This is a genomic window from Pseudomonas sp. AN-B15 (assembly GCF_019056475.1).
Lineage (GTDB): Bacteria > Pseudomonadota > Gammaproteobacteria > Pseudomonadales > Pseudomonadaceae > Aquipseudomonas > Aquipseudomonas parakoreensis.
Genome location: NZ_CP049737.1, coordinates 3,936,588 through 3,958,401, shown reverse-complemented (window position 1 = coordinate 3,958,401; position 21,814 = coordinate 3,936,588). Strand labels below are relative to the sequence as shown.

Below are 21,814 nucleotides of genomic sequence, written 5' to 3'. Positions count from 1 at the left end.
TGCAAGGAAGTGGGTGGGTTGTGAAGAAAATACTGCACGTGGCTGAAACGATAAAAGGTGGGGTTGCCACCGTTATCCGCACGATATCGGCGTCGCCGGAAGGCCAGGACGCGAACTACGAATGGGTCTATCTGGTGCCGCTTGACCAGAAACAGGAGCTGCACGGCATCGATCAGCGCCAGATTCGCACGTTCGTCAGATCCGGGCGTAACGTGCCTTCGCTGCTGCGCTTTGCGTGGGAACTGGCACGGACGCTGTTCAAGGAAAAACCCGATGTGGTGCATCTGCATAGCACGTTTTCCGGGGTGATTGGCCGCTGCGTTTGTGTACTGCTCAAGCCGTGGCGTCGGCCGAAAATCGTCTACTGCCCGCACGCGTTTTCGTTCCTGATGGAAAGCTCGCCCATCAAGCAGAAGGTCTACGCCTCGATCGAGCGCGTCTTGCAGAAAGTCACCGACGTGATCATTTGCGTCAGTCGCTACGAGATGGACAAAGCCGCGCGGTTCGGTATCGAGCGCAAGCGCATGCGCCTGATTTACAACGGCATCCCGCACAAGGATGACGCACCGAGGGCCGACAACCCCGCGCCGATTCATCTGCTGTTCGTCGGTCGCCTCGACTACCAGAAAGGCTTCGACGTATTGCTCAAAGCCTTCGCCAAGGTGCAGCGCAGCGATCTGAAGCTGACGGTGGTTGGCAGTGCGGTCAACGAGGACAAGGTCGAGTGCCCCGAGATGGACGCGGTCGAGTACCTGCCGTGGGTCACACCGACCGAAGTGCAGGCGCTGTATCAACAGGCCGACGCGCTGATTGTTCCGAGCCGCTGGGAAGGTTTCGCCATGGTGCCGCTGGAAGGCATGGCCATGGGTTTGCCGGTGATCGCCAGCAACTGCACCTCATTGCCCGAACTGGTTACCCATGAAGTGTCCGGCTACGTCTTTCCCACCGGTGACCACCAGGCGCTGGCCGATGTGCTGGCGCGAATCCAGAAGCCGCGGTTGCTCGACCTCGGCAGCGAAGGCCGGAACATCGTGCGTGAGCGCTTCAGTGCCGCGCTGATGATCCGCCAGACCTACGACGTGTATTGCGCTCCCACTTATTAAGTAGAACTCAAGCTTATGAACGTAACGATTTTGCATGGCTACAGTGCGTCCAACTCCGGTGACGGCCTGCTCGTCGATCTGGCCATCGCGTTGGTGCAGCGCAACTTTGGCGAAGACACTTCGATCAACGTCGTGGCCTCCGACCCGCAGTCTTTCGCCTACCTGCCGCACCCGCGTTTCGACGCGCCGGTGATGGCGGCCAAGGGCTTGGGGCGGGTCAAGCAGGCGGTGTTCCTCAATCAGTCGTATGCCGGGCTGGCGGATCTGTTGCGCAAGACTGATCTGATCGTCGGCGTCGGTGGCGGCTACATGCGCTCGAAAAGTGCCTTCGAACACATCAAGCTCAAACTCGGCCACGCCAAGCAACTGGAAACGGCGATCCTCAGCAAGGTGCCGTCGGTGTACCTGCCGCAAAGCATCGGCCCGTTCCATGGCGAGAGCCGCAAGATCGTCGATCACTACGCCAGCGCGGACGCGGTGTTCGTGCGCGATAACCGCTCCTCGGCAATGTTCGATGCCTGCGAAAACGTCTATCGCGCGCCGGATCTGGCGGTGCAATCGTTGGCCAGCAAGATTCTTCAGCAGCCGAAGTTCACCCGCTGTGCCGCATCGCCGGCCACCGTGTGCGTGGTGCTGCGCAAGCCGCCGGAATGGAGCAAGGAAAAGAAGGTCGCCTACGTCACCAACCTGAAGCTGCTGCTGCAGCGCCTGAAGAACAAAAGCAAAGTGGTTTGTGCCGTGCAGAGTGCCGTTCGCGGTAACGACGACGGTGCGTTCTATCGCGAGCTGGGCATCAGCGAAGAGCTGCTGTCGTTGAAGGCGACGATTGCCAAATATCAGCCGGACCTGGTGATCTCGGTGCGTCTGCACGGCGCCATCGAATCGCTGTTGTCCGGTGTCCCGGCGTACCACATCAGCTATGAACGCAAAGGCTTTGGCGCCTATCAGGACATGGGCGTGGAAGACTGGGTGATCAATGGCGGCGACATCAATGTCGAGCAGATCATCGACACCGTGTACGCGCCGAACGCGCTGTCGAATTTCGGCAAGCGCCTGACGGATACCTGCCGTGAAATCGAAGCCAAGACGGTGATGATGGACGAGATCATCAAAGGCGTCGTTCGATGATATTTCGCTTGCTGCTGCGCGGCGGAGCCTTGGGCGCGAAGTTTCTGCTGGTGTTGGCCATCACCCATTACCTGGGCTACGAAGCGCTGGGGTTTTATGGCGTGGTGGTCGCCGCCTCGCTGATCGCCTCGAAGTTCTACAGCGTCGGTTTCAGTTCCGAGATCAATCGGCTGATCAGCGTCGGCGGCAGTTCACGGCGGGTGGTCGACAAAGTCCTGCTGCTGTACCTGGCGGTGGGGCTGCTGCTGTCGCTGGCAACGGTGGGGATCTATTCGCTGTTTCAGCAGGTCGAGGCGAGCACCGCGCTAATCCTCTGCGTGACGCTGGTGTTGCTCACCGAACACCTGTCGTTCGAGATCAATTCGTTCGTGTTTTCTGCGCAGAAAGCCACGGCGGGTGCGCTGCTGTTCTTCATCAAGACCGGTCTCTGGGCGCTGCTGGCGGTGGGCGCGATGATGCTCGACTGGGTGTCGGGCATCGCCAGTGTGCTGTGGTTGTGGGTGGCCGCCAACGTGCTGGTGATCGTCGCCGGTTACCTGATCGTGGTGAATGTGCACAAGGGCCGGGTCAGCGCGGCGCTGACGACGGCGACAGTGTGGAAGGCCGGGTTGCCGTTTTATTTCGGTACGGGCTTGATCGCGCTCAGTCAGTACGCCGAGCGCTTTCTGATTGCCGACCTCGAACCGTATGCCAATCTCGGTAAATACGTGTATGCGTGGTCGGCGGCGAACACTCTGCAGGCGCTGTCTTACGCGGTGGTGGCGGTAGTTGGCATTCCGGTGCTGGCCAAGCGGTTTCAGGCGGATCAACAGGCGTTCAGCATCCGGCAGTTGTTCGTCAACAAGTGGGTGATGCGCTCGTTAGGGGTGTCGGCGGCGGTGGCGGTGCTGATTTATCTGTTCTTCAACGTGGTGCTCGATTACGTCGCTAACAGCGTGCCGCGTCCGGATAACGCACTCCTCGGCGTGCTGATCTTTTCCTTTGCCCTGCGGGCCATCGGCGACATCGTCTGGGGCGGTCTGATCGCTTCGAAAAACAGTCGGGTGTCATTCGCCAGCGCGGCGATTTGTTTGCTGGTGTCGGTGCCGGTCAGTTACCTGCTGATCAAGCATTATTCGATTTATGGCGCGGCGTGGGGCAATGTCTTCGCGATCATCGTGCAGCTCGGGGTGATCGCCGTGTTGACTCGAGCGACCCGTGCCAAAGGGGCGCTGGCATGGGGTTGAAATTGCCGTGCATCGAGTTTCGCGGCCGCAAACTCGATTCCTCGCTGTCGTTCCTGATTCTGTTCACCGGGCTGTTTCTGTCGGTGGCGATGCCGCTGCTGATCCCGCGCGATCCGGGGCCGGATGCGATGACCTTATGGTCGTCCTACGCCCGGGCCGACAACTGCAATTTCTGGAACCCGTTCTCGCCGGATCGCTCCTCCTACGAGTGTTCGGCGTTCCTGCTGCGGCCCACCGGGATCAACCTGACCAACGCCTGGGCCTACGGGATGTTCTGCAACTTCTTCCTCACGGCGATCCCGGTGGTGGTGTTTCGGCGCATGCCGCTGGCGATCTTCGGCACCCTGTGCCTGTGGGGTGTGGTGCGTTCGTTTTTTCTGGAAAACCTGACCAAGGAAATCATCGTCTCGGTGGCGGTGCTGAGCATTTTGTTCAGCGCATTGACGCGCAAATACCGCGGCGGTTTTTTTCTCTCGGCGATGATCTATGGCGTGCTGATCCGGCCTTACTGGATTCTGTTTTCGCTGTCGTGGGTTGGCGTCTGCGTGATGAAAAAGTACGTGTCGCGTTTCACCTTCTTCCTGATGCTGTTCCTGTTTTACCTGGCGGTGGCCATGGCGATTCAGCTGGCGCTGGGCTTTCCGGTGTCGTCGATTCGCGCCAGCAACAACGAGTTGCGCACGGCGGGGGAGGAGGGGTCGAAATCGCTGATCGTCTCGTGGCTAAGTGGCAGCGACTTCGTCTCGCAGGCGCTGGACTCGATGATCATTTTCTTCCGGTTGTCGTTCCCGGTGGAGCTGATTCTGTTGTCCGGGCCGGGCCAGGTGATCTTCGTCGCGCTGATGATCATGACCGCGCTGCTGCTGTTCAAAGTCATCACCTCCACCGATTACAAAGGTGCGCCGATCGAGACCAAACCCAAGGAACTGATCGCGATCCCGCTGGCGTTTCTGTTAGTGCAAGGCTTGTTCGAGCCGGACTTCGGCTCCTTTGCCCGACACTTTTCCATGGTGGTGCCGGTGCTGTTTGTCGGCCTGGGCCTGATGTTGCGTGCGAACAAACCGGTGCGGGTTGAATCACGCGTTCTGAATTGAGGCAGGTGCTGTATGTCGAGCAAGAAAAAATCGCTGGAGATCGAAACCCTGCGTGGTCTGGCGTGCCTGCTGCTGGTGCTCTACCACGTCATCGGCCCGTTGGGCGGAGGGCTGAAAATCGATCTCGGCTCGCCGTTCCGGGTGATCGCCGATTCGATGGTGTACGTGCGCATGCCGCTGTTCACCTTTATTTCCGGCTACATCTATTCGATCTACAAAATCCGTGGCAATGACTTTTCCGCATTCTTCAGCGGCAAGGTGCGACGGTTGATCGTGCCGTTGTTTTGTGTCGGTGTGCCGTTCTCGGTGTTGCAGGCGGTGGGGCCGGGGGTGAACAAGGACGTCGGGGTGATCGATGCGCTGCTGTCGTTCTGGGTGCCGGTCAATCACTTCTGGTTCCTGCAGGCGGTGTTCATCATTTTCATGTTCGTCGGCCTGCTGGAATGGCGTGGGATGCTGCGTTCGATGACCCGCTTGTACCTGCTGTTCGCCTTCGCTGCGGCGCTGTTTCTGCTGCCACCGTTCAAGCTCGATGCGTTCGGCATCAACGGTGCGATTTACCTGCTGCCGTTTTTTGTGGCGGGGATGATCGGCCAGGAAAATGTCGAGGCGTTGAAGCAACGGTTCAAGGTGATCGGGCCGCTGGTGTTTGTGTTGATTTCGTTGACGCTGCTTTACGTGGCGGCGATTGATCGTGAGTTGATTGTCGACCGCCGTAGCCTGATTGGCTTGACCGTGGGTTGCGTGTCCTGCATTGCTTTGCTGTCGAGTGACATGCGCTCGAAGTGGCTGACCTGGCTGGGCGGCTACTCTTACGCGATCTTCCTGTTTCATGTGTTGTTTGCGGCGACTTCGCGGTTTGTCATGGGGCGGTTGGGGGTAAAAGACGAAAGCGTTCTGGTGCTCAGTGGCCTGCTGTTCGGTCTGTTGGGACCGGTGGTACTGTCGATGATTTTCAGTCGCTTCAATGTCACTTCGGTGCTGTTTTTGGGCGAGCGTGCGGCGAAGAAAAAACCGGTGGCGGGCATTGCTCCAGCGGTGCCGGCCAATAGCTAAAAAGCTTCGCGAGCAAGGATCTTTGGAACTCACCATCTCTGTGGGAGCTGGCTTGCCAGCGATGGGGCCAGATCAGATGAAGTTTATGCGCCTGACCCACCGCCATCGCTGGCAAGCCAGCTCCCACAGGGTTTGGGTGTACAAGGATTTAGCGGATGACCTCAACCGCTGTTCGCGAAGGGGCCATTCCAGACTCAAGGAAATAATGCATGTTGGCAGTAAATGACGCTCAGCCCGTCGCGGCGTCGGTGGTGGAAGTGGGCGATGCCCGCGAGCGCTTTGCGCAGTGGCGCGAAGGCAAGGCCGGGAAGGTGTTGTCGGTCTCGGTAATTGGCGACAGCTACAGCGCCGGTCAGGATTTTTACTTGAACAAACTGGTGCAGCGCGTGGCCGGCGAGGTCGGATTTGCCGGCCCCGGTTATGTCGGTTTCAACCATGGCGCGGCGCTGGGCGGCACGCATTTCAAATACACCCGCAGCAGCGAAAAATACTTCGGCGGTGGCTGGCAAGTGTCCGGCCTCGGCCAGGCCAGCCCCGACAGCCGCACGGTGACCGGCAAGCCCGGCGCCTGGCTGCAAATCGACGCCAGCCCGACACCCGCCATCGACACCCAAGTCACCCAGGCGAAATTGCTCTACCTGGGCAACGGCGAGCCGAGTGAGCTGCGTTACCGCTGGACGCCCGCACAAGCCTGGCAACCCTTGACACTTGGAGGTTCAGGCGTACAGGAACTACCGCTCGCAGGTCTTTCGGCAGCCGCAGACTGGTCGTTCAAACTGGAGGTGGTGAAGGGCGCACCGACCTTGTTTGGCCTGTGGCTGAGCAACGAGCAGAACGGCGTGCGGGTCTCGAAACTGGCGGCCTCGGGCGCGGCCTCAGCGGACTTCTATCACCGCGATCCGCAATGGCAAGTGCAGTGGAAAGCCGCCGTGTCGAAGATCCCCGCCGACATTTACCTGATCATGCTCGGCGGCAACGACCAGGGTTTCGGGGTCAAACCCGAACAGTACCTGCACAACGTTCAAGGGTTGGTGGCGATGATCCGCGAGATCCAGCCGGCGGCGAGCATCAACCTGATCCTGCGTCAGGACACCACGCGGTCCAGTGCCTACCCGATGTCGGCGTATGCGCAGGTCTTGCAGCCGTGGGCGCATGAGCAGCAGTTGGGCTTTGCCAATCTGCAATGCGCGTTCGGCCCTGACGTCAAACGCTATGTAGCGGCGATGATCGGGCCGGACAAGATTCATCCGCAGCCCGCGACGGGTGGGAAAGTGATTGCCGACTACTTCTATCGCTGGATCGTCAGTGGCATCAACGCAGACAGTTGCGACCCAACGAAACCCCTGTAGGAGCTGCCGAAGGCTGCGATCTTTTGATCTTGCTCTTCAATACAAAATCAAAAGATCGCAGCCTTCGGCAGCTCCTACAGGGGTGGTGTTTTATTTGAAGTGATCTATCTGGTTCAGGAGCTCCGCAGTCTTCTGCGGCATCAGTTGCGTCGCACACCGTGTCTCGACATTGATGATGATCGCCGGCTCGTTGCAGCACAGGCGTACGCGGAAGCGCCAGTCGCTGAAGATCACTTTCAGGCCATCGCGGTCGTCCATTTCCAGCGCCTGCTCGGCATACAGGTGTTTCAGATGGGCGAGCAGGGGATAGGGATCGGCCAGCGGCCGGCGAATGTCGCCGGACGAGGGAAACATGCCGATGCGTTCCACCAGCAGGATGCTGCCCAGCCACGACTCGTTGGCGCTGGGCAACGGCTGATGCCGTGACAGCCGGCTCACCGCCCCGAGGTTGCCCACCTCCCGTTCAATCTCTGCTGCATGCTGTGCCATGTTCATGGTTGCCTCCTGAAAAGAGAAGTGGGCGGGGGCCGTCTCAGCGGCCCTTGAGGTAGACGTTGTCGTAGCAGAAGTTGGTCGCCTGCAGGTAACCCTCGGCGTCACCGCAGTCGAAGCGCAGGCCCTTGAACTTGTAGGCCAGCACGCAACCGTTCTGTGCCTGTTTCATCAGCGCGTCGGTGATCTGGATCTCGCCGCCCTTGCCCGGTTGGGTGTCGGCGATCAGGTCGAAGATGTCCGGGGTGAGGATGTAGCGGCCGATGATCGCCAGGTTCGACGGCGCGTCCTGCGGCGCCGGTTTTTCCACCATGTTATTGACCCGGTAGATGCCCTCGGACATCAGTTCGCCGGCGATCACCCCGTACTTGTGGGTCTGGTCGGCCGGGACTTCCTGGATGGCGACGATCGAGCAGCGGAATTTTTTGTACAGCTGGATCATCTGCGAGAGCACGCCGTCACCGTCCAGGTTCAGGCACAGGTCATCGGCCAACACCACGGCGAAGGGCTCATCACCGATCAACGGACGGCCGCTGAGAATCGCGTGACCGAGGCCCTTCATTTCCACCTGACGGGTGTAGGAGAAGGTGCAGGTGTCGATCAGCTCGCGGGTGCCGGCGAGGAATTTCTCTTTCTCGGTGCCGCGGATCTGGTGTTCGAGTTCGTAGCTGATGTCGAAGTGGTCTTCCAGCGCACGCTTGCCCCGACCAGTGACGATGGCCATGTGTTGCAGGCCGGCGTCCCGTGCTTCTTCAACGGCGTATTCGATCAACGGCTTGTTGACGATCGGCAGCATCTCTTTCGGCATGGCTTTGGTCGCCGGCAAGAAACGCGTGCCATAACCGGCAGCGGGGAACAAACATTTACGAATCATAAAAGTATCCTGGACAGTCATGGAACACAGGCAACGGATGCGCGCACTTACGAACGCGCACAAGTTTCAATGATTATTGAACGAGTACTTTAATACCTGAGTCAGGTTGTTAATGGCAATTAGTGCGGAGGGTAAAACCTGACAATGTTATGAGATGTCGGTTATAGCGTTATTGGTTATTTTTAGTCGGTATCTGTTGATAGTGATGAGTGCACTCGGGGTGCTAATAAGTACCGGGCAATACAGTTTGACCTGCAAAAATATTTATTGCCAGTGGTTGAACTAATTTTGTTTAAGGCTGTTGTCGTCCTTATTTGTGTGGTGCGCCACAGATTCAATGAAAGGGACTTGACAGGCTACTTGTCACTTATCCAATGACGGACCGCGCTATGAAGATTCTGGTAACGGGTGGTGCCGGCTATATCGGCTCGCACACCACACTTGCGCTGCTTGAAGCAGGTTATGAAGTTGTTGTACTGGATAATCTTTGCAACAGCAGCGATGCGGCACTGCATGCGATAGAAGGTATTTGCGGCAAAAGCGCGCTGATGATTCGCGGCGATGTCTGCGACCGGCCGTTGCTCGACCGGATTTTTCGCGAGCATCAAATCGACGCGGTGCTGCATTTTGCCGGGCTCAAGGCCGTCGGCGAGAGCGTGCGCAAGCCGCTGGATTATTACGAGAACAACGTCGTCGGCAGCATCACGCTGTGTCAGGCGATGGCGGCGGCCGGAGTGTTCCGGCTGGTGTTCAGCTCTTCGGCCACGGTGTACGGCGAGCCTGAGCAGATGCCGATCCGCGAGGATTTCCCCACCGGTATTCCGACCAATCCTTACGGCCAGTCCAAGCTGATCGTCGAGAACGTGCTGCGCGACCTGAGCCAGGCCGAGCCGCGCTGGAGCATCGCCTTGCTGCGTTACTTCAACCCGATCGGTGCGCATCACAGCGGGCATATGGGCGAAGACCCCAGCGGCATCCCCAACAACCTGCTGCCCTACATCAGCCAGGTCGCGGTTGGCAGCCTGCAGGAACTATCGATTTTCGGCGACGATTACCCGACCATCGACGGCACCGGGGTTCGCGATTACATCCATGTCGTCGACCTCGCCGATGGCCATCTCAAAGCCTTGCAATCGATTACCGACCGTTCGGGCATTCACACCTGGAACCTCGGCACCGGCGACGGCTACAGCGTGATGCAAGTGTTGCATGCCTTCGAACAAGCCAGCGGGCGTCCGGTGCCATACCGAGTGATGCCGCGGCGCAGCGGCGATATTGCCGAGAGTTGGGCCGACGCCTCCAAGGCCGCAAAAGAACTTGGCTGGAAAGCCACGCGCAGTTTGCAGGACATGGTCACCGACACCTGGCGCTGGCAATCGAATCATCCACGCGGTTATCTCGAATGATGTCGTTCTAATACTGAATGTTAGTTTCGGTCAGCTGTTAGATATCGTCGGGAAAATACGCTGGAAATGCCTTTTGCAAGTCCGTAGATATAAACCTGCCGTTCGACTTTTATCAGTTGGGTAAGACTGTGAAAGAACGACGGATCTTGTTCGCGATTTTCGCGAACTTGAACGCTACCACCGCTAACTCAGGCCGGTTTTTAACAGGCCGAATGTTAGAAAGGAGTTGATATGAAAAAAGTGATGGCGATTGCCCTGTTGACGATGTTGAGCAACTGGGCGTCCGCTGCTGAAGCGCCGCTTACTGCGGTGACCAATGTATCTGGCAGTGTCGCGGCTTCTACAGCGCCTGCTGCCAGTACTGCAATGGTTGCCAGTGCAGTCGCGGCGTCCAACAGCGGCGGAAGTGCCAACGGCGGTACCACGGGCACCACCGGTACTACCGGCACCACTGGCACGCACAACTAACAGGAACATTTGTTAGTGCAGTACAGGGTCGCCCGACGCAAGTCGGGTGACTTTATTTTTAGATTCGCCCTTGAATAGCGTAGTGCCATTATGACTCGTAGTTTTTCTCTTTTGCTGTTGGCAAGTATCGCTTTGCAAGGTTGCATGTTTTCCCCCGGCCAATACCTGAGCACCGGCGACATCACGCGCCAGGGCGCCAGCGAAAGCAGTCGGGTCGAGCTGATTCCGATCACGCCCAAGCTGATCTCGATGACCCGCGCCACGCAAAAGCGTGAGTCGGTGCCGGCGGAACTGTTGGCAACGCCGGCGGAATACCGCATTGGCAGCAACGATGTGTTGTACATCACGGTCTGGGATCACCCGGAGCTGACCGCGCCATCGGGGGCACAACAGCAGATCGACGCCAACGGTCGACTGGTGCGCTCCGATGGCACGCTGTACTACCCGTTCATCAAGGAAGTGCAGGCGGCCGGCAAGACCATTCAACAGCTGCGCTCGGACATCGAAACCCGCCTGTCGGCGTTCATCGCCGAGCCGCAGGTGGACGTCGCGGTGCTGCGTTTCGCCAGTCAGAAAGTGGTGGTTTCGGGCGCCGTGGCCAAGGCCGGTCCGCAGCCAATTTCCACCAACCCGCTGAGCGTGGTCGAAGCCCTCGGTACGGCCGGCATCGACACCAACAACGCCGATCTGTCGGGCCTGCTGCTGACGCGCAATGGCCGGGTGTATCCGCTCAATCTCGACTCGCTGAACCAGCAGGACTCCGAGTTGCAGCACGTCTTCCTCAAGGGCGGCGATCAGTTGTATCTGCCGTACAACGACAACAAGCGCATCTACGTCATGGGTGAAGTCAACCAGCCCCGTGCGCTGAGCTTCAAGACCGCGACGATGAACCTCTCCGATGTGCTTGGCTCGGTCGGCGGCTTGAGCCAGACCACCTCCAATGGCAACGCGGTGTATGTGATTCGCGGGGTGGAAAACCTCGATGTCGAGCCGGCGAAAATCTATCAACTGGAAGCTCAGTCGCCGACCGCCATGGCACTCGCTTCGCATTTTGAAGTGCGTCCGCAGGATGTGGTGTACGTCGGCCCGGCCAACGTCACGCGCTGGAACCGCTTCATCAGCCAACTGGTGCCGTCGGCATCGATCGTCGGGACCGGGGCTTCCGCTGCGAAGAACTGGAGCGAATACAGTAACAACAGCAAATAAGGCCGACTGTGAAAACCTTGAAAGTGGGCGTCTGCCTGATGGCGGCCTTGATGTTGTGTGGCTGCAACCCGCTGATGACCGCCTCGGTGCGCAACCTCAAGTCGGCGGTGATCGGCCCGGACGAGCTGGACGTGAGCGCGGCCCAGGTGGCCGAGGTCAAGTACCCGCAAATCAAACTGACCACGCCGTCCGGCTCCGGGGTACTGGCGCTGGTGCGCGAGCGTGAAGACCTGCAGTTCTGGGTCGCCTCCGGCAAACAGGTGTTGCTGCTGCGTGACGGCCTCGCCGTGCGCACCATCGGCCTCGGTGTCGAGGGCGATCTGGACGGCACGCGGCTGGCTGACAACGCGCCGTTCAAACGTGGCCTGCATCAGGTCGCCGACGGCTTCACCAGTCAGCGCTGGATCGACCTGTACAAGGGCCAGGAAGTCGGCTTGATCGTCAACAGCCGGTTCTCCCGCCGTTCCACGCAAACCCTGCATATTCTCGACAAGGAATATACCGTGCTGCGTGTCGACGAACGCATCGACGTCCCGGCCATCGGCCTGCGCGCGACCAACCATTACTGGGTCGATCCGCTGGACGGTTTCATCCTGCAGAGCGAGCAGCAACTGACCACGCAACTGCGCGTGCGCATCGTGCAACTGACCCCTGATCGCAGGCATCTGCCGTGAAGCGCTTACGCATGTTATCGGCAGGGTTGTTGTTGCTCAGCGACGTCAGTCAGGCAGCGGTCACGGTCAGTGGCGATGTGGCCAATCCGGGGCCGGTGGAATTGCCGCCGGGCGGGCGCTTGCTCGACGTGATCAGCGTGGCGGTGCCGAATGCCGAAGGTTACTGGCTGGCCGGCGTGTTGCTGCGCCAGTCGTTGCTGGAACAGCAGGCGCGGCTCAAGGCCGGGGTGCTGTTCGATCTCGATGTGTTGCAGCGCATGGCCTCGTTGTTTGATCGACCGAGCCGCGCGGCACTGGCGCTGCGTCTGGCCGAGCAGGTGCGGCAGATGCCGGTCACCGGGCGCCAGATCGCAGACCTCGACCCGGTCGCAGTAGAAGTTGGCTTCGCGCGCAACATGCGTCTCGACGATGGTGATCGTCTGATCTACCCGAAACGGGTCGACGAGGTGCAAGTGCTGGGCGCGGTTGCCGAGACCTGCCACCTGCCTTATCAGCCCTTGCTGGAGGCGCGCGAGTATCTGGAAAACTGCACGCCGCTGGACGATGCCGAAGCCGATTACCTGTGGCTGATCCAGCCCAATGGTGCGGTGCGGCGCGTGGGCATTGCGCACTGGAATCGCGAGAGCGGGCAGTTTCCCGTGGCCGGCAGCAAGATTCTGGTGCCGGTGAAAAACGATGATCTGGATCCGCCTGTTCCTGAACTGAATCAGCAGTTGGCCGAATTGATTGCCACGCAGCTGGCTGAGGTGGTTCGTTGAAGTTACGTGTTGCAGCTGTGTTGTTATTGCCGTGCGGCCTGGTGTATGCCGAGCCGCGTATTACTCAAAATGATTTTGGTGGCACCGGTCTGTTGCAGACCCCGACCGCGCGCATGGCGCCGGCCGGCGAACTGAGCGTCAATGCCAACCGCACCGAGCCTTACAGCCGCTACAGCGTGTCGTTGCAGCCACTGGACTGGCTCGAAGGTTCGTTCCGCTACACCGCGATCACCAACCGGCCGTACGGCTCCGAGGCGCTGAGCGGCAGCCAGAGCTACAAGGACAAGGCGGTCGACGCCAAAGTCCGGCTGTGGCAGGAAAGCCACTGGGCGCCGGAAGTCGCGCTGGGCTTCCGAGACATTGGCGGTACGGGTCTGTTCTCCAGCGAATTTTTTGTCGCCAACAAACGTTTCGACAATTTCGATTTCAGCGCCGGCATTGCCTGGGGTTATCTGGGTAATCGCGGCGACCTCGACAACCCGCTGGGCTACGTCAGTGATCGCTTCGATACCCGACCGGCTCTCGAAGGTACCGGTGACGTCAACTCCGGCTCGTACTTTCGCGGTCGGCCGTCGTTCTTCGGAGGCGTGAGCTACCAGACGCCGTGGGATCGACTCAGCCTGAAACTCGAATACGAAGGCAACGACTACAAGCACGAGCCGAAGGACAACGTGATCAAGCAAGATTCGCCGATCAACTTCGGCGCGGTGTTCAAGGTGGCCGATTCGGTGGATGTCAGTGCGGCGTGGGAGCGCGGCAATACGGCGATGTTCGGCATCACGTTCCACACCAATTTCGTCAGCCGCAAAGCGCCGGCCAAGACCTACGATCCGACACCGGAACCGCTGCCGGCGAAGATGCCGACCACGCCGATGGAACAGGTCAACTGGGCCGACGTGTCGCAACGTTTGCAGCAGAATGCCGGGTACAAGGTCGAGCGCATCAGTCAGCGTGATTCCGAGCTGATCGTCTACGGCGAGCAGCAGCGCTACTTCCATTCGTCCAAGGCTGTTGGCCGCGCGAGCCGGATTCTCGACAACAGTGTGAATGACGACATCAACTGGTTCACCGTGGTCAACAAGCGCTACGACCTGCCGCTGGAAGAGACCAGCGTGCCGCGCCAGACCTTCCGCGAAGTGATCAACAACGAGGAACCGCTGGAGTCGCTGCACCGCACCACCGAGATCAACCCGGCGATGCCGCACAATGAGAAAACCCTCTACAGCGAAGCGCCGCAGCACTTCAATTACGGCGTCGGCCTGGGCTTCAAGCAGAACGTCGGCGGCCCGGATGGTTTGCTCTATCAATTCAGTGCAGATGCGGACGCGGAGTATCGCTTCAACCGCAACACCTGGTGGAACGGCCTGCTCAGCGCCAACCTGATAAACAACTTCGACAAGTTCACCTACGACGCGCCGAGCGGCCTGCCGCGCGTGCGTACCGATTTGCGTCAGTACCTGACCACCTCGGAGGTGACCATGCCGTTATTTCAGGTCAGCCATGCCGAGCAGTTGGACAAGGACCTGTATGGCATGGTCTACGGCGGCTATCTGGAGTCGATGTTTGCCGGTGTCGGCGCTGAGGTGCTGTTCCGGCCGACCGGCGAGCGCTGGTCGGTGGGGGCGGATCTGAACTACGTGCGTCAGCGCGAGTTCGACCAGGGTTTCGGCCTGCGCGATTACTCGATCTGGACCGGGCACATCACGGGTTATACCGACTTGCCGTACGACACGTTGGCTGCGGTCAGCGTCGGTCGTTATCTGGCGGGCGACTGGGGCGGTACGCTGGACATCTCTCGCGAGTTTTTCAACGGTGTGCGTTTCGGCGCTTGGGCGACGATCACCACGGCTGGCAGTGCCGAGTACGGGGAGGGTAGTTTCGACAAGGGCATCTACCTGTCGATCCCGTTCGACGAAATGATGAGCATGTCGACCATGCGCCGCGCCAATCTGGTCTGGGCCCCGCTGACCCGTGACGGCGGCGCCAGGCTCAATCGCAGCTTCCAGCTGCACTCGATGACCGATAGCCGCGAGGGTGACATGTTCTACCGCAACTTCTCGAAGATTACCGAGTAAACCCGGATCCTGCTCGGGACCTGTGGGATCGGGATGAACTGGATATCCCGATCCACCCCCGATCCCTGTGGGAGCGAGCCTGCTCGCGAAGGCGCCAGTCCATTCAAAATCCATGTTGCCTGACCCACCGCTATCGCTTGCAGGCAAGCTCCCACAGTGATTTTGTGGTGTGCCCGATTTGAGTGAACACCGCCGGACCCTGTGGGAGCGGGCTTGCCCGCGAAGGCGTCGGCACATTCAACATCTCTGTCGGCTGACCCACCGCCATCGCGGGCAAGCCACGCTCCCACAGTGGATCGGGATGAACTGAATATCCCGGATCCACCCCCAATCCCTGTGGGAGCGGGCTTGCTCGCGAAGGCGTCAGTCCATTCAAAACCCATGTGGCCTGACCCACCGCTATCGCTTGCAGGCAAGCTCCCACAGTGATTTTGTGGTGTGCCCGATTGGAGTGAACGCCGCCGGACCCTGTGGGAGCGGGCTTGCCCGCGAAGGCGTCGGCACATTCAACATCTCTGTCGGCTGACCCACCGCCATCGCGGGCAAGCCACGCTCCCACAGTGGATCGGGATGAACTGGATATCCCGGATCCACCCCCAATCCCTGTGGGAGCGGGCTTGCCCGCGAAGGCGGTGGCACATTCAACATCTCTGGCGGCTGATCCACCGCCATCGCGGGCAAGCCACGCTCCCACAGTGGTTCGGGGTGAAACAAATATCTTGATCGACAACCCAATCCCTGTGGGAGCGAGCCTGCTCGCGAAGGCGTCAGTCCATTCAAAATCCATGTTGCCTGACCCACCGCTATCGCTTGCAGGCAAGCTCCCACAGTGATTTTGTGGTGTGCCCGATAGGAATGAACGCCGCCGGACCTTGTGGGAGCGGGCTTGCCCGCGAAGGCGTCGGCACTGCAACCCTCGCAACCGCCTGACCCACTGCCCAAATCCCGCCCACAAAAAAGGGGACTTTCGTCCCCTTGCGCTATCGCCTGACTTGTCACCAGTCCATCAATAAATATCTTTCGACAACAGCGTAAACGGCGTCTTCACCAGGATCTTCAGATCCAGCCACAACGACCAGTTGTTGATGTAATGCAGGTCCATCTCCACCCGACGCTGCATCTTGTCGATGGTGTCAGTCTCGCCACGGCAGCCGCTGATTTGCGCCAGGCCGGTGATGCCCGGTTTGATTCGGTGACGAGCCATGTACGCGAGGATTTTCCCCGAGTAGTAGTGGTTGTGCGCGACAGCGTGAGGACGCGGGCCGACCAGGGCCATCTGCCCTTGCAGCACGTTGAACAACTGCGGCAGCTCATCCAGAGAGGTGCGGCGGATGAAGCGCCCGACGGCGGTAATACGCGAATCATTGCGGCTGGCCTGGATCACCTCGCGATCATCGTGCACGCGCATCGAGCGGAATTTCCACACCTGAATCACCTTGCCGTTCCAGCCGTGGCGATCCTGTTTGAAGAACACCGGCCCCGGCGAGTTGATCTTCACCGCCAACGCGATGAACAGCAGCACCGGGCTCAACAGAATGATCGCCAGCAGCGCCACGCCTTTCTCCACCAGACTTTTGCTCAGCGCAGCAGTAGGGCGGCTGGTCAGCGGGCTTTCGTTGAGGCAGATTGCCGGCAGACCATCCACGACCTTCACCGAGTGGTTGAGCAGGGTCAGACTGTTCAAGTCCGGCACCCAGACCACATCAACGTTGGCCCCGAGCAAATCGACGTACATCGCTTCGATTTTCGCCGCTTCCGCCAGCGGCAGGGTGATGTACAGACGGCGGATGTCATGATCCTTGATCAGTTGCAGCAGATCTTCCTGATCGCCCACCACCCGCGGTGCATCCGAATCCAGAACCGGTTTCGTGCCATTGCTGACCAAACCTACCAGTGGCAAGTTTTCCACCAGACTGATCTTCTGCGCCAAGCCCAGCGCCAACTCACCCGTGCCGACAATCAGGGTTTTCTGCGCACTGGTGCGGGAACGCTGGTAGTACTTGGAGAACGCATGCAGCGGCGCGTACAGCAGCGCCTGACCGAGGAAGCCGTACACCGCCCAGCTCAGCGTCACTTCACGGGAAAACACCTCGTCGGCCTTGCACACGAACGCGATGCCGGCCAGCGCGAGCATGGTCATCGACCAGCCCATGAACAGACGTCCCAGACCCGTCAGGTAATTGTCCTGTTTGCGGTATACGCCGCTGAACGTGTACGCCGGTACCGAGGCCAGTACCGCCAGTGTTGCGCACAGGCGGTAGTAGAACTCGACGGTGCCGGTATGGCGTTCAGCAAGTACGAACAACAGCGCGACAATGAAACCTTGCGCCAGCGCCCATTGGCCCCAGAAGGTAAGTCCCTTGAGGCCGTTATTTCGATTGATCCGTAGAGAGAGTTCCATGAGATATCCCCAGAAATACGTCCATTCAGGTTTCGACAGTTAAAGTCCGAGTTGCTAGATAGGCTTGTTGTTGTTATTGGACGAGTGTCCTGAGGTAACAACGTCGATAGGCCGAACTGTCGTCAATCAATAGACTAAGTTATTGCCGGAGAGGGTGTCTGACGAGTTCTAACAAGATGGCACAGTGCCAACTTTCGAGTAATCAAATATAAGGCTGTTAGAAAAGGTCGTGGAGCAAGGGGTGAATAAATGATGTTGTGTTTGTTACTGTAGGAGGGGTGGAGGCAGGGAACTTTATTTACCAGGGAGGTGAAGTCAAACAGAGTGCTCTTGTTGTTTTTGTAATCGCACTGTTTTCTGTTTGTTTTGTTCGCGGAGATCGTGCGTGTTTACGCAACGATTTCCTGGATGAGGCAATAACCGCGGTTTCTTACGGCACGGAACAATCGCTCCCCATTACTGGCGCTTTTGAACTTGTCCTGCAGGCGACTCAGGCACATCTCCAGGCCACGATATTGCTCCGGTTCACGGCCGATGCTGAGGATCAGATCGTCGCGGCTGACAACGCGCTCTTCGTGATGGAGCATTTTGCGCACCAGCGCGGTTTCCAGTCCGGTCAGGCTGATTTCGACGCCTTCCTTGATCAGGGCGCCTTGATCATCGTCCAGATGCCAGGTCGTGTTGCCAGTGGCAGCGTCTTCAATGGCGGCAGTGCGGTTGTCGCTCTCTGCACTCTGAAACGGCTTCGCCGATTGTGCGGACAGCCATTCCGATTCGAGGGTGGCGAGGATGCGCTGGGTATCGTGTTCAATCGTGCGGGCCACGTGTTTACGGGTGCCGCTTGGGTAAGAGAACTCCATCAGCATGGGCGCGGAAGAGGGCGAAGTAGCACCTTCAATAAACATTTGTGCCTGAGACGTGCCAAACGAATTGAAGCGCTCGCTGGACAGAATGCTCTCAAGTTCACGCTGCGACGTTGTACTGTGAGTCACGACGACAAAATATTTTCTCGGGAGGGTTGTACTCGTTTCCATGTCTCTCTCCTAAAATGTGCACCAAAATGGGCGAAAAGATAAATCGGCAGGCGAGCAATGACTTCCTCGGAAGTAATCGACAGGCAGGGTCTGGGCTTAAAAATGGCCCTCGATAAGTTCCACTCGTTCTGCTGCTATGTTGTGAAGTTTATTGTTATGGTTCGGTGTAGCCGTGCTCATTCAATGGCTTGATTATAATTAGATGTGAAGTACAACTAGAGCGGTATGGTTGCATATGACGATCCTTCGTAATTATGCAAAGAGGATGGCTGCCCGAGAGTCAGGCAGTCGATATCAGACCCCGCATCAGGCGATAGCCGTAGCCGCGGATGCTCTGAATCGCGTTCGTACCATACATGTCCTTGATTTTTCCACGCAAGCGGCTGATGGATTTTTCCAGCGCCCTCGGGTCGTAGAAATGGGTGTTGAGCCCCATGATGCTGGCGATTTCATCATGGCTGAGAATGTGATTGCTGGTCTGCGCAAAGGCTTCCAGGATCTTCATCTCGGCGAACGAGATGTCGAGTTTCTGACGGGGGCTGCCCAGCAGGCAGATACGCGTAGGGTCTAGCGTCAGATTGATATCCCGCTGCCATTCTTCACTGTTGAAGAACTCACCGAGCAGCTCGTCGCCCTCGTCGGCAAGGGTATTGAGTTTGATACAGAAGTCGGCGCCAGCCAGAAAATACTTGATCTTGTTGAACGCGCCGCGACCGGTAATGACCGCGCAGATGATCGGCTTCAAGTTGTCGCTGCGCAGGCTTTCGATCAGCGCAAGATTGTCTTCCAGCGCTTGCGGAGTATCGATAACGATGAAAATGGCGCGATACGGACCAGAAAGTTCATTGTTGAAGGAACTAGTGTACGACTCGGCCTCAAGTGCCATATCTGTGCGTACGTGCTTCGCGATCAGCGCCCTGAAATGTTCGGCCACGCCACGGGTACGACCCAGAGTAAGAACACCGGGTACGTCGTTCGTCGGGCGCGGACTTCTAGTCGCCAAGTTCCCTGAGAGCATCATGCTTTGACTCGAATTAGGTGCTGACATCGGGATGTTAAAGCACCGGTTCTCATCTGTGACTGACAATTGGTAACATTCACGCGATTTTTAGACGTGGCTCCCGAGTTTTCTAACAATAATTAAGCATTTCAAGCTTTTAGTTGATTTTCTCGGGGTTGTGAACTAGTCGTTACATGGTGGCAATGTGGAATTGTGCCACTATTTTGAATCTATGGCGATGGCTTTATTCATGTCCAATTGCCACTGTTCACGATCCGGAGACAGTGTGAGCTGGATCACACTTTATTGGCGAATCGATCTTTTTTCTACTATAGGCCTAAATATTTTTCGATTAGTTCGTAGGCGGACGTTTATTAACATGGCTTGAGTGTGTCTTTTGATAAGACATATTCTCCGTCGCCTGATCAGGCAATGGGTGTCGCGTTATACCGATTGTTTAACTTCAGATACTCAATTCCTGAATACAGTTGACCGGTCGCTCAGCAAGAGCGCTCTGACGGAGGATTAATGGATTTCTGGACCTTTATCCAGGTGTTGATTTTGGGCGCGGTAGAAGGCCTGACCGAGTTCTTGCCGATCTCCAGTACCGGCCACCAGATCATCGTCGCCGACCTGCTGGACTTCGGCGGCGAACGCGCGATGGCGTTCAACATCATCATTCAACTGGGGGCGATCCTGGCCGTGGTCTGGGAGTTTCGCCCGAAGATCTTCGACATCGTCAAAGGCCTGCCCACCCAACCCAATGCGCAACGTTTCACCCTTAATTTGTTGATTGCCTTCCTGCCGGCGGTGATCCTCGGTGTGCTGTTCGCTGACAAAATCCATCAATACCTGTTTAACCCGATCACCGTGGCCATGGCCTTGGTGGTGGGCGGCATCGTCATGTTGTGGGCGGAACAGCGCAGCCATGTGGTGAGCGTCGATCACGTCGACGACATGCGCTGGTCAGACGCGTTGAAAATCGGTTTCGTGCAATGCCTGGCAATGATTCCCGGCACGTCGCGCTCCGGCTCGACCATCATCGGCGGCTTATTGTTCGGCTTGTCCCGGAAAGCCGCCACAGAGTTCTCGTTTTTCCTCGCCATGCCGACCATGGTCGGCGCTGCGGTGTACTCCGGCTACAAATACCGCGACCTGTTCCAGGCCAGCGACCTGCCAGTGTTCGCCCTCGGTTTCGTCATCGCCTTCATCTTCGCCATGATCGCCGTGCGCGGCCTGCTCAAATTCATCGCCAATCACAGTTATGCGGCGTTCGCCTGGTACCGGATCGCGTTTGGCTTGTTGATTCTGGCGACGTGGGTGTTTGGCTGGGTGAACTGGACGGAGGCGGCGGGGTAATGCGCACGCCAGGCGGATCAACCCGCCTGGCGCGTTTTACGGAAGGAGGGCATCAACGCCCTTGCAGCAACTCGCCAGCCTGATCCAGCAACGCCAGCGGATCCGTGGCCTTGTGAATGTCCACCGACAACAACTGGCGGAATTTACGCGCCCCCGGGAAACCGGTGCCCAACCCCAGCACATGCCGGGTGATGTGATGCATCGCACCACCCGCCTGCAAATGCTCGGCAATATAAGGCCGCAACTGCGCCAGCGCCTCGGCACGGCTGATCACCGGTGCGCTGCTGCCGAACAACTGCTGATCGACCTCCGCCAGCAAATACGGATTGTGATAAGCCTCACGCCCGAGCATCACACCGTCAAAGGTCTGCAAATGCTCATGGCAGGCCTCCATCGTCTTGATCCCGCCGTTCAGCACAATCTCCAGCTCCGGAAAATCCGCCTTCAACTGCGCCGCCACGTCATACCGCAACGGCGGAATATCGCGATTCTCCTTCGGCGACAACCCCTCCAGAATCGCAATCCGCGCATGCACGGTAAAACTGGTACACCCAGCATCGCGCACCGTCCCGACGAAATCACACAACTCGGCGTAACTGTCCCGCCCATTGATCCCGATCCGATGCTTCACCGTCACCGGAATCGACACCGCATCGCGCATCGCCTTCACACAATCCGCCACCAACTGCGGATGCCCCATCAGGCACGCACCGATCATATTGTTCTGCACCCGATCACTCGGGCAGCCAACATTCAGATTCACTTCGTCGTAACCATGCGCCTGGGCCATGCGCGCGCAAGCGGCCAGATCCAGCGGGACGCTGCCACCCAACTGCAATGCCAGCGGGTGCTCGGCTTCGTTGTGACGGAGGAAGCGTTCGTGATCGCCGTTGAGGAGAGCGCCGGTAGTGACCATCTCGGTGTAGAGCAGGGCGTTCTTCGACAGGAGGCGTAGGAAGTATCTGCAATGCCTATCAGTCCAGTCCATCATGGGCGCAACGGAGAACCTTCTAGACAGCGTAGAGCCGGTGTTTGTTGGGTATGTAGCTGATTTCTGTACCATTTTGCTCTACGTGTTCTAAGCTGATTTCAGGGGGTAAATAGGCGTTTT

19 protein-coding genes are annotated in these 21,814 nt (G+C 58.4%); 13 read left to right on the top strand and 6 right to left on the bottom strand.

Annotation, left to right across the window (positions count from 1 at the left end; all coding sequences use genetic code 11):
* The first annotated feature begins 20 nt into the window (after positions 1-20).
* The 6 genes from GTQ41_RS17860 to GTQ41_RS17835 all read left to right on the top strand — a co-directional run bounded on the left by GTQ41_RS17860 (position 21) and on the right by GTQ41_RS17835 (position 6,956).
* On the top strand, positions 21-1,103 hold the full coding sequence (locus GTQ41_RS17860; RefSeq protein ID WP_047295232.1) for a glycosyltransferase: 1,083 nt from the start codon (positions 21-23) through the stop codon (positions 1,101-1,103).
* A 15-nt stretch (positions 1,104-1,118) separates the two neighbouring features.
* Entirely contained in the window at positions 1,119-2,231 is a 1,113-nt protein-coding gene (locus GTQ41_RS17855) for a polysaccharide pyruvyl transferase family protein (protein WP_047295231.1), read from the top strand.
* Positions 2,228-3,457: a polysaccharide biosynthesis C-terminal domain-containing protein gene (locus tag GTQ41_RS17850; protein WP_047295228.1), complete on the top strand. Its 1,230-nt coding sequence runs from the start codon at positions 2,228-2,230 to the stop codon at positions 3,455-3,457. Before GTQ41_RS17855 ends, GTQ41_RS17850 begins: the two co-directional genes overlap by 4 nt.
* Positions 3,448-4,551, top strand: a complete 1,104-nt coding sequence (locus GTQ41_RS17845; protein WP_047295226.1) for a hypothetical protein — start codon at positions 3,448-3,450, stop codon at positions 4,549-4,551. The genes GTQ41_RS17850 and GTQ41_RS17845 overlap by 10 nt, the downstream gene beginning before the upstream one ends.
* Before the next feature lie 12 nt (positions 4,552-4,563).
* The gene (locus tag GTQ41_RS17840; protein WP_047295223.1) at positions 4,564-5,607 is read left to right on the top strand and encodes an acyltransferase family protein; all 1,044 of its coding nucleotides are present in this window, start codon (positions 4,564-4,566) and stop codon (positions 5,605-5,607) included.
* Between the two features lie 209 nt (positions 5,608-5,816).
* Positions 5,817-6,956: a GDSL-type esterase/lipase family protein gene (locus GTQ41_RS17835; RefSeq protein ID WP_047295221.1), complete on the top strand. Its 1,140-nt coding sequence runs from the start codon at positions 5,817-5,819 to the stop codon at positions 6,954-6,956.
* 90 nt (positions 6,957-7,046) lie between these two features.
* Here GTQ41_RS17835 and GTQ41_RS17830 read toward each other — a convergent pair whose 3' ends face one another.
* On the bottom strand, positions 7,047-7,451 hold the full coding sequence (locus tag GTQ41_RS17830; RefSeq protein WP_047295219.1) for a mannose-1-phosphate guanylyltransferase: 405 nt from the start codon (positions 7,449-7,451) through the stop codon (positions 7,047-7,049).
* A gap of 37 nt (positions 7,452-7,488) precedes the next feature.
* Entirely contained in the window at positions 7,489-8,322 is an 834-nt protein-coding gene (gene galU / locus GTQ41_RS17825) for a UTP--glucose-1-phosphate uridylyltransferase GalU (RefSeq protein WP_047295217.1), read from the bottom strand.
* 389 nt (positions 8,323-8,711) lie between these two features.
* On the opposite strand from galU, the gene galE reads away from it, so the two are divergent.
* The 6 genes from galE to GTQ41_RS17795 all read left to right on the top strand — a co-directional run bounded on the left by galE (position 8,712) and on the right by GTQ41_RS17795 (position 14,909).
* The gene (galE, locus tag GTQ41_RS17820; RefSeq protein ID WP_047295215.1) at positions 8,712-9,728 is read left to right on the top strand and encodes a UDP-glucose 4-epimerase GalE; all 1,017 of its coding nucleotides are present in this window, start codon (positions 8,712-8,714) and stop codon (positions 9,726-9,728) included.
* A gap of 231 nt (positions 9,729-9,959) precedes the next feature.
* Positions 9,960-10,196 (top strand): hypothetical protein, encoded by a 237-nt coding sequence (locus GTQ41_RS17815; protein WP_003226528.1) that lies wholly within the window; start codon positions 9,960-9,962, stop codon positions 10,194-10,196.
* Positions 10,197-10,340: 144 nt separating this feature from the next.
* Positions 10,341-11,402 carry a polysaccharide biosynthesis/export family protein gene (locus GTQ41_RS17810; RefSeq protein WP_047295213.1) on the top strand — a complete coding sequence of 354 codons (1,062 nt, stop codon included), beginning with the start codon at positions 10,341-10,343 and terminating at the stop codon, positions 11,400-11,402.
* An 8-nt stretch (positions 11,403-11,410) separates the two neighbouring features.
* Positions 11,411-12,076: a YjbF family lipoprotein gene (locus tag GTQ41_RS17805; RefSeq protein ID WP_080963294.1), complete on the top strand. Its 666-nt coding sequence runs from the start codon at positions 11,411-11,413 to the stop codon at positions 12,074-12,076.
* Positions 12,073-12,834, top strand: a complete 762-nt coding sequence (locus GTQ41_RS17800) for a capsule biosynthesis GfcC family protein (RefSeq protein ID WP_329957717.1) — start codon at positions 12,073-12,075, stop codon at positions 12,832-12,834. The genes GTQ41_RS17805 and GTQ41_RS17800 overlap by 4 nt, the downstream gene beginning before the upstream one ends.
* Positions 12,831-14,909, top strand: coding sequence for a YjbH domain-containing protein (locus GTQ41_RS17795; RefSeq protein ID WP_047295209.1), 2,079 nt, complete (start codon positions 12,831-12,833; stop codon positions 14,907-14,909). Before GTQ41_RS17800 ends, GTQ41_RS17795 begins: the two co-directional genes overlap by 4 nt.
* A 1,006-nt stretch (positions 14,910-15,915) precedes the next feature.
* On the opposite strand, the gene GTQ41_RS17790 is transcribed toward GTQ41_RS17795, so the two are convergent.
* From GTQ41_RS17790 to GTQ41_RS17780, 3 genes are all read right to left on the bottom strand, one after another.
* Positions 15,916-17,310 (bottom strand): undecaprenyl-phosphate glucose phosphotransferase, encoded by a 1,395-nt coding sequence (locus tag GTQ41_RS17790; RefSeq protein ID WP_047293104.1) that lies wholly within the window; start codon positions 17,308-17,310, stop codon positions 15,916-15,918.
* A gap of 389 nt (positions 17,311-17,699) precedes the next feature.
* Positions 17,700-18,344 (bottom strand): helix-turn-helix domain-containing protein, encoded by a 645-nt coding sequence (locus GTQ41_RS17785; protein WP_041074648.1) that lies wholly within the window; start codon positions 18,342-18,344, stop codon positions 17,700-17,702.
* Positions 18,345-18,624: 280 nt separating this feature from the next.
* Positions 18,625-19,365, bottom strand: a complete 741-nt coding sequence (locus GTQ41_RS17780) for a winged helix-turn-helix domain-containing protein (RefSeq protein ID WP_047293106.1) — start codon at positions 19,363-19,365, stop codon at positions 18,625-18,627.
* Positions 19,366-19,872: 507 nt separating this feature from the next.
* Here GTQ41_RS17780 and GTQ41_RS17775 point away from each other — a divergent pair.
* The gene (locus GTQ41_RS17775; RefSeq protein ID WP_047293108.1) at positions 19,873-20,703 is read left to right on the top strand and encodes an undecaprenyl-diphosphate phosphatase; all 831 of its coding nucleotides are present in this window, start codon (positions 19,873-19,875) and stop codon (positions 20,701-20,703) included.
* 52 nt (positions 20,704-20,755) lie between these two features.
* Here the strand turns inward: GTQ41_RS17775 and dusA are convergent, their stop codons facing one another.
* Entirely contained in the window at positions 20,756-21,766 is a 1,011-nt protein-coding gene (dusA, locus tag GTQ41_RS17770; protein ID WP_080963259.1) for a tRNA dihydrouridine(20/20a) synthase DusA, read from the bottom strand.
* Positions 21,767-21,814 lie beyond the last annotated feature (48 nt).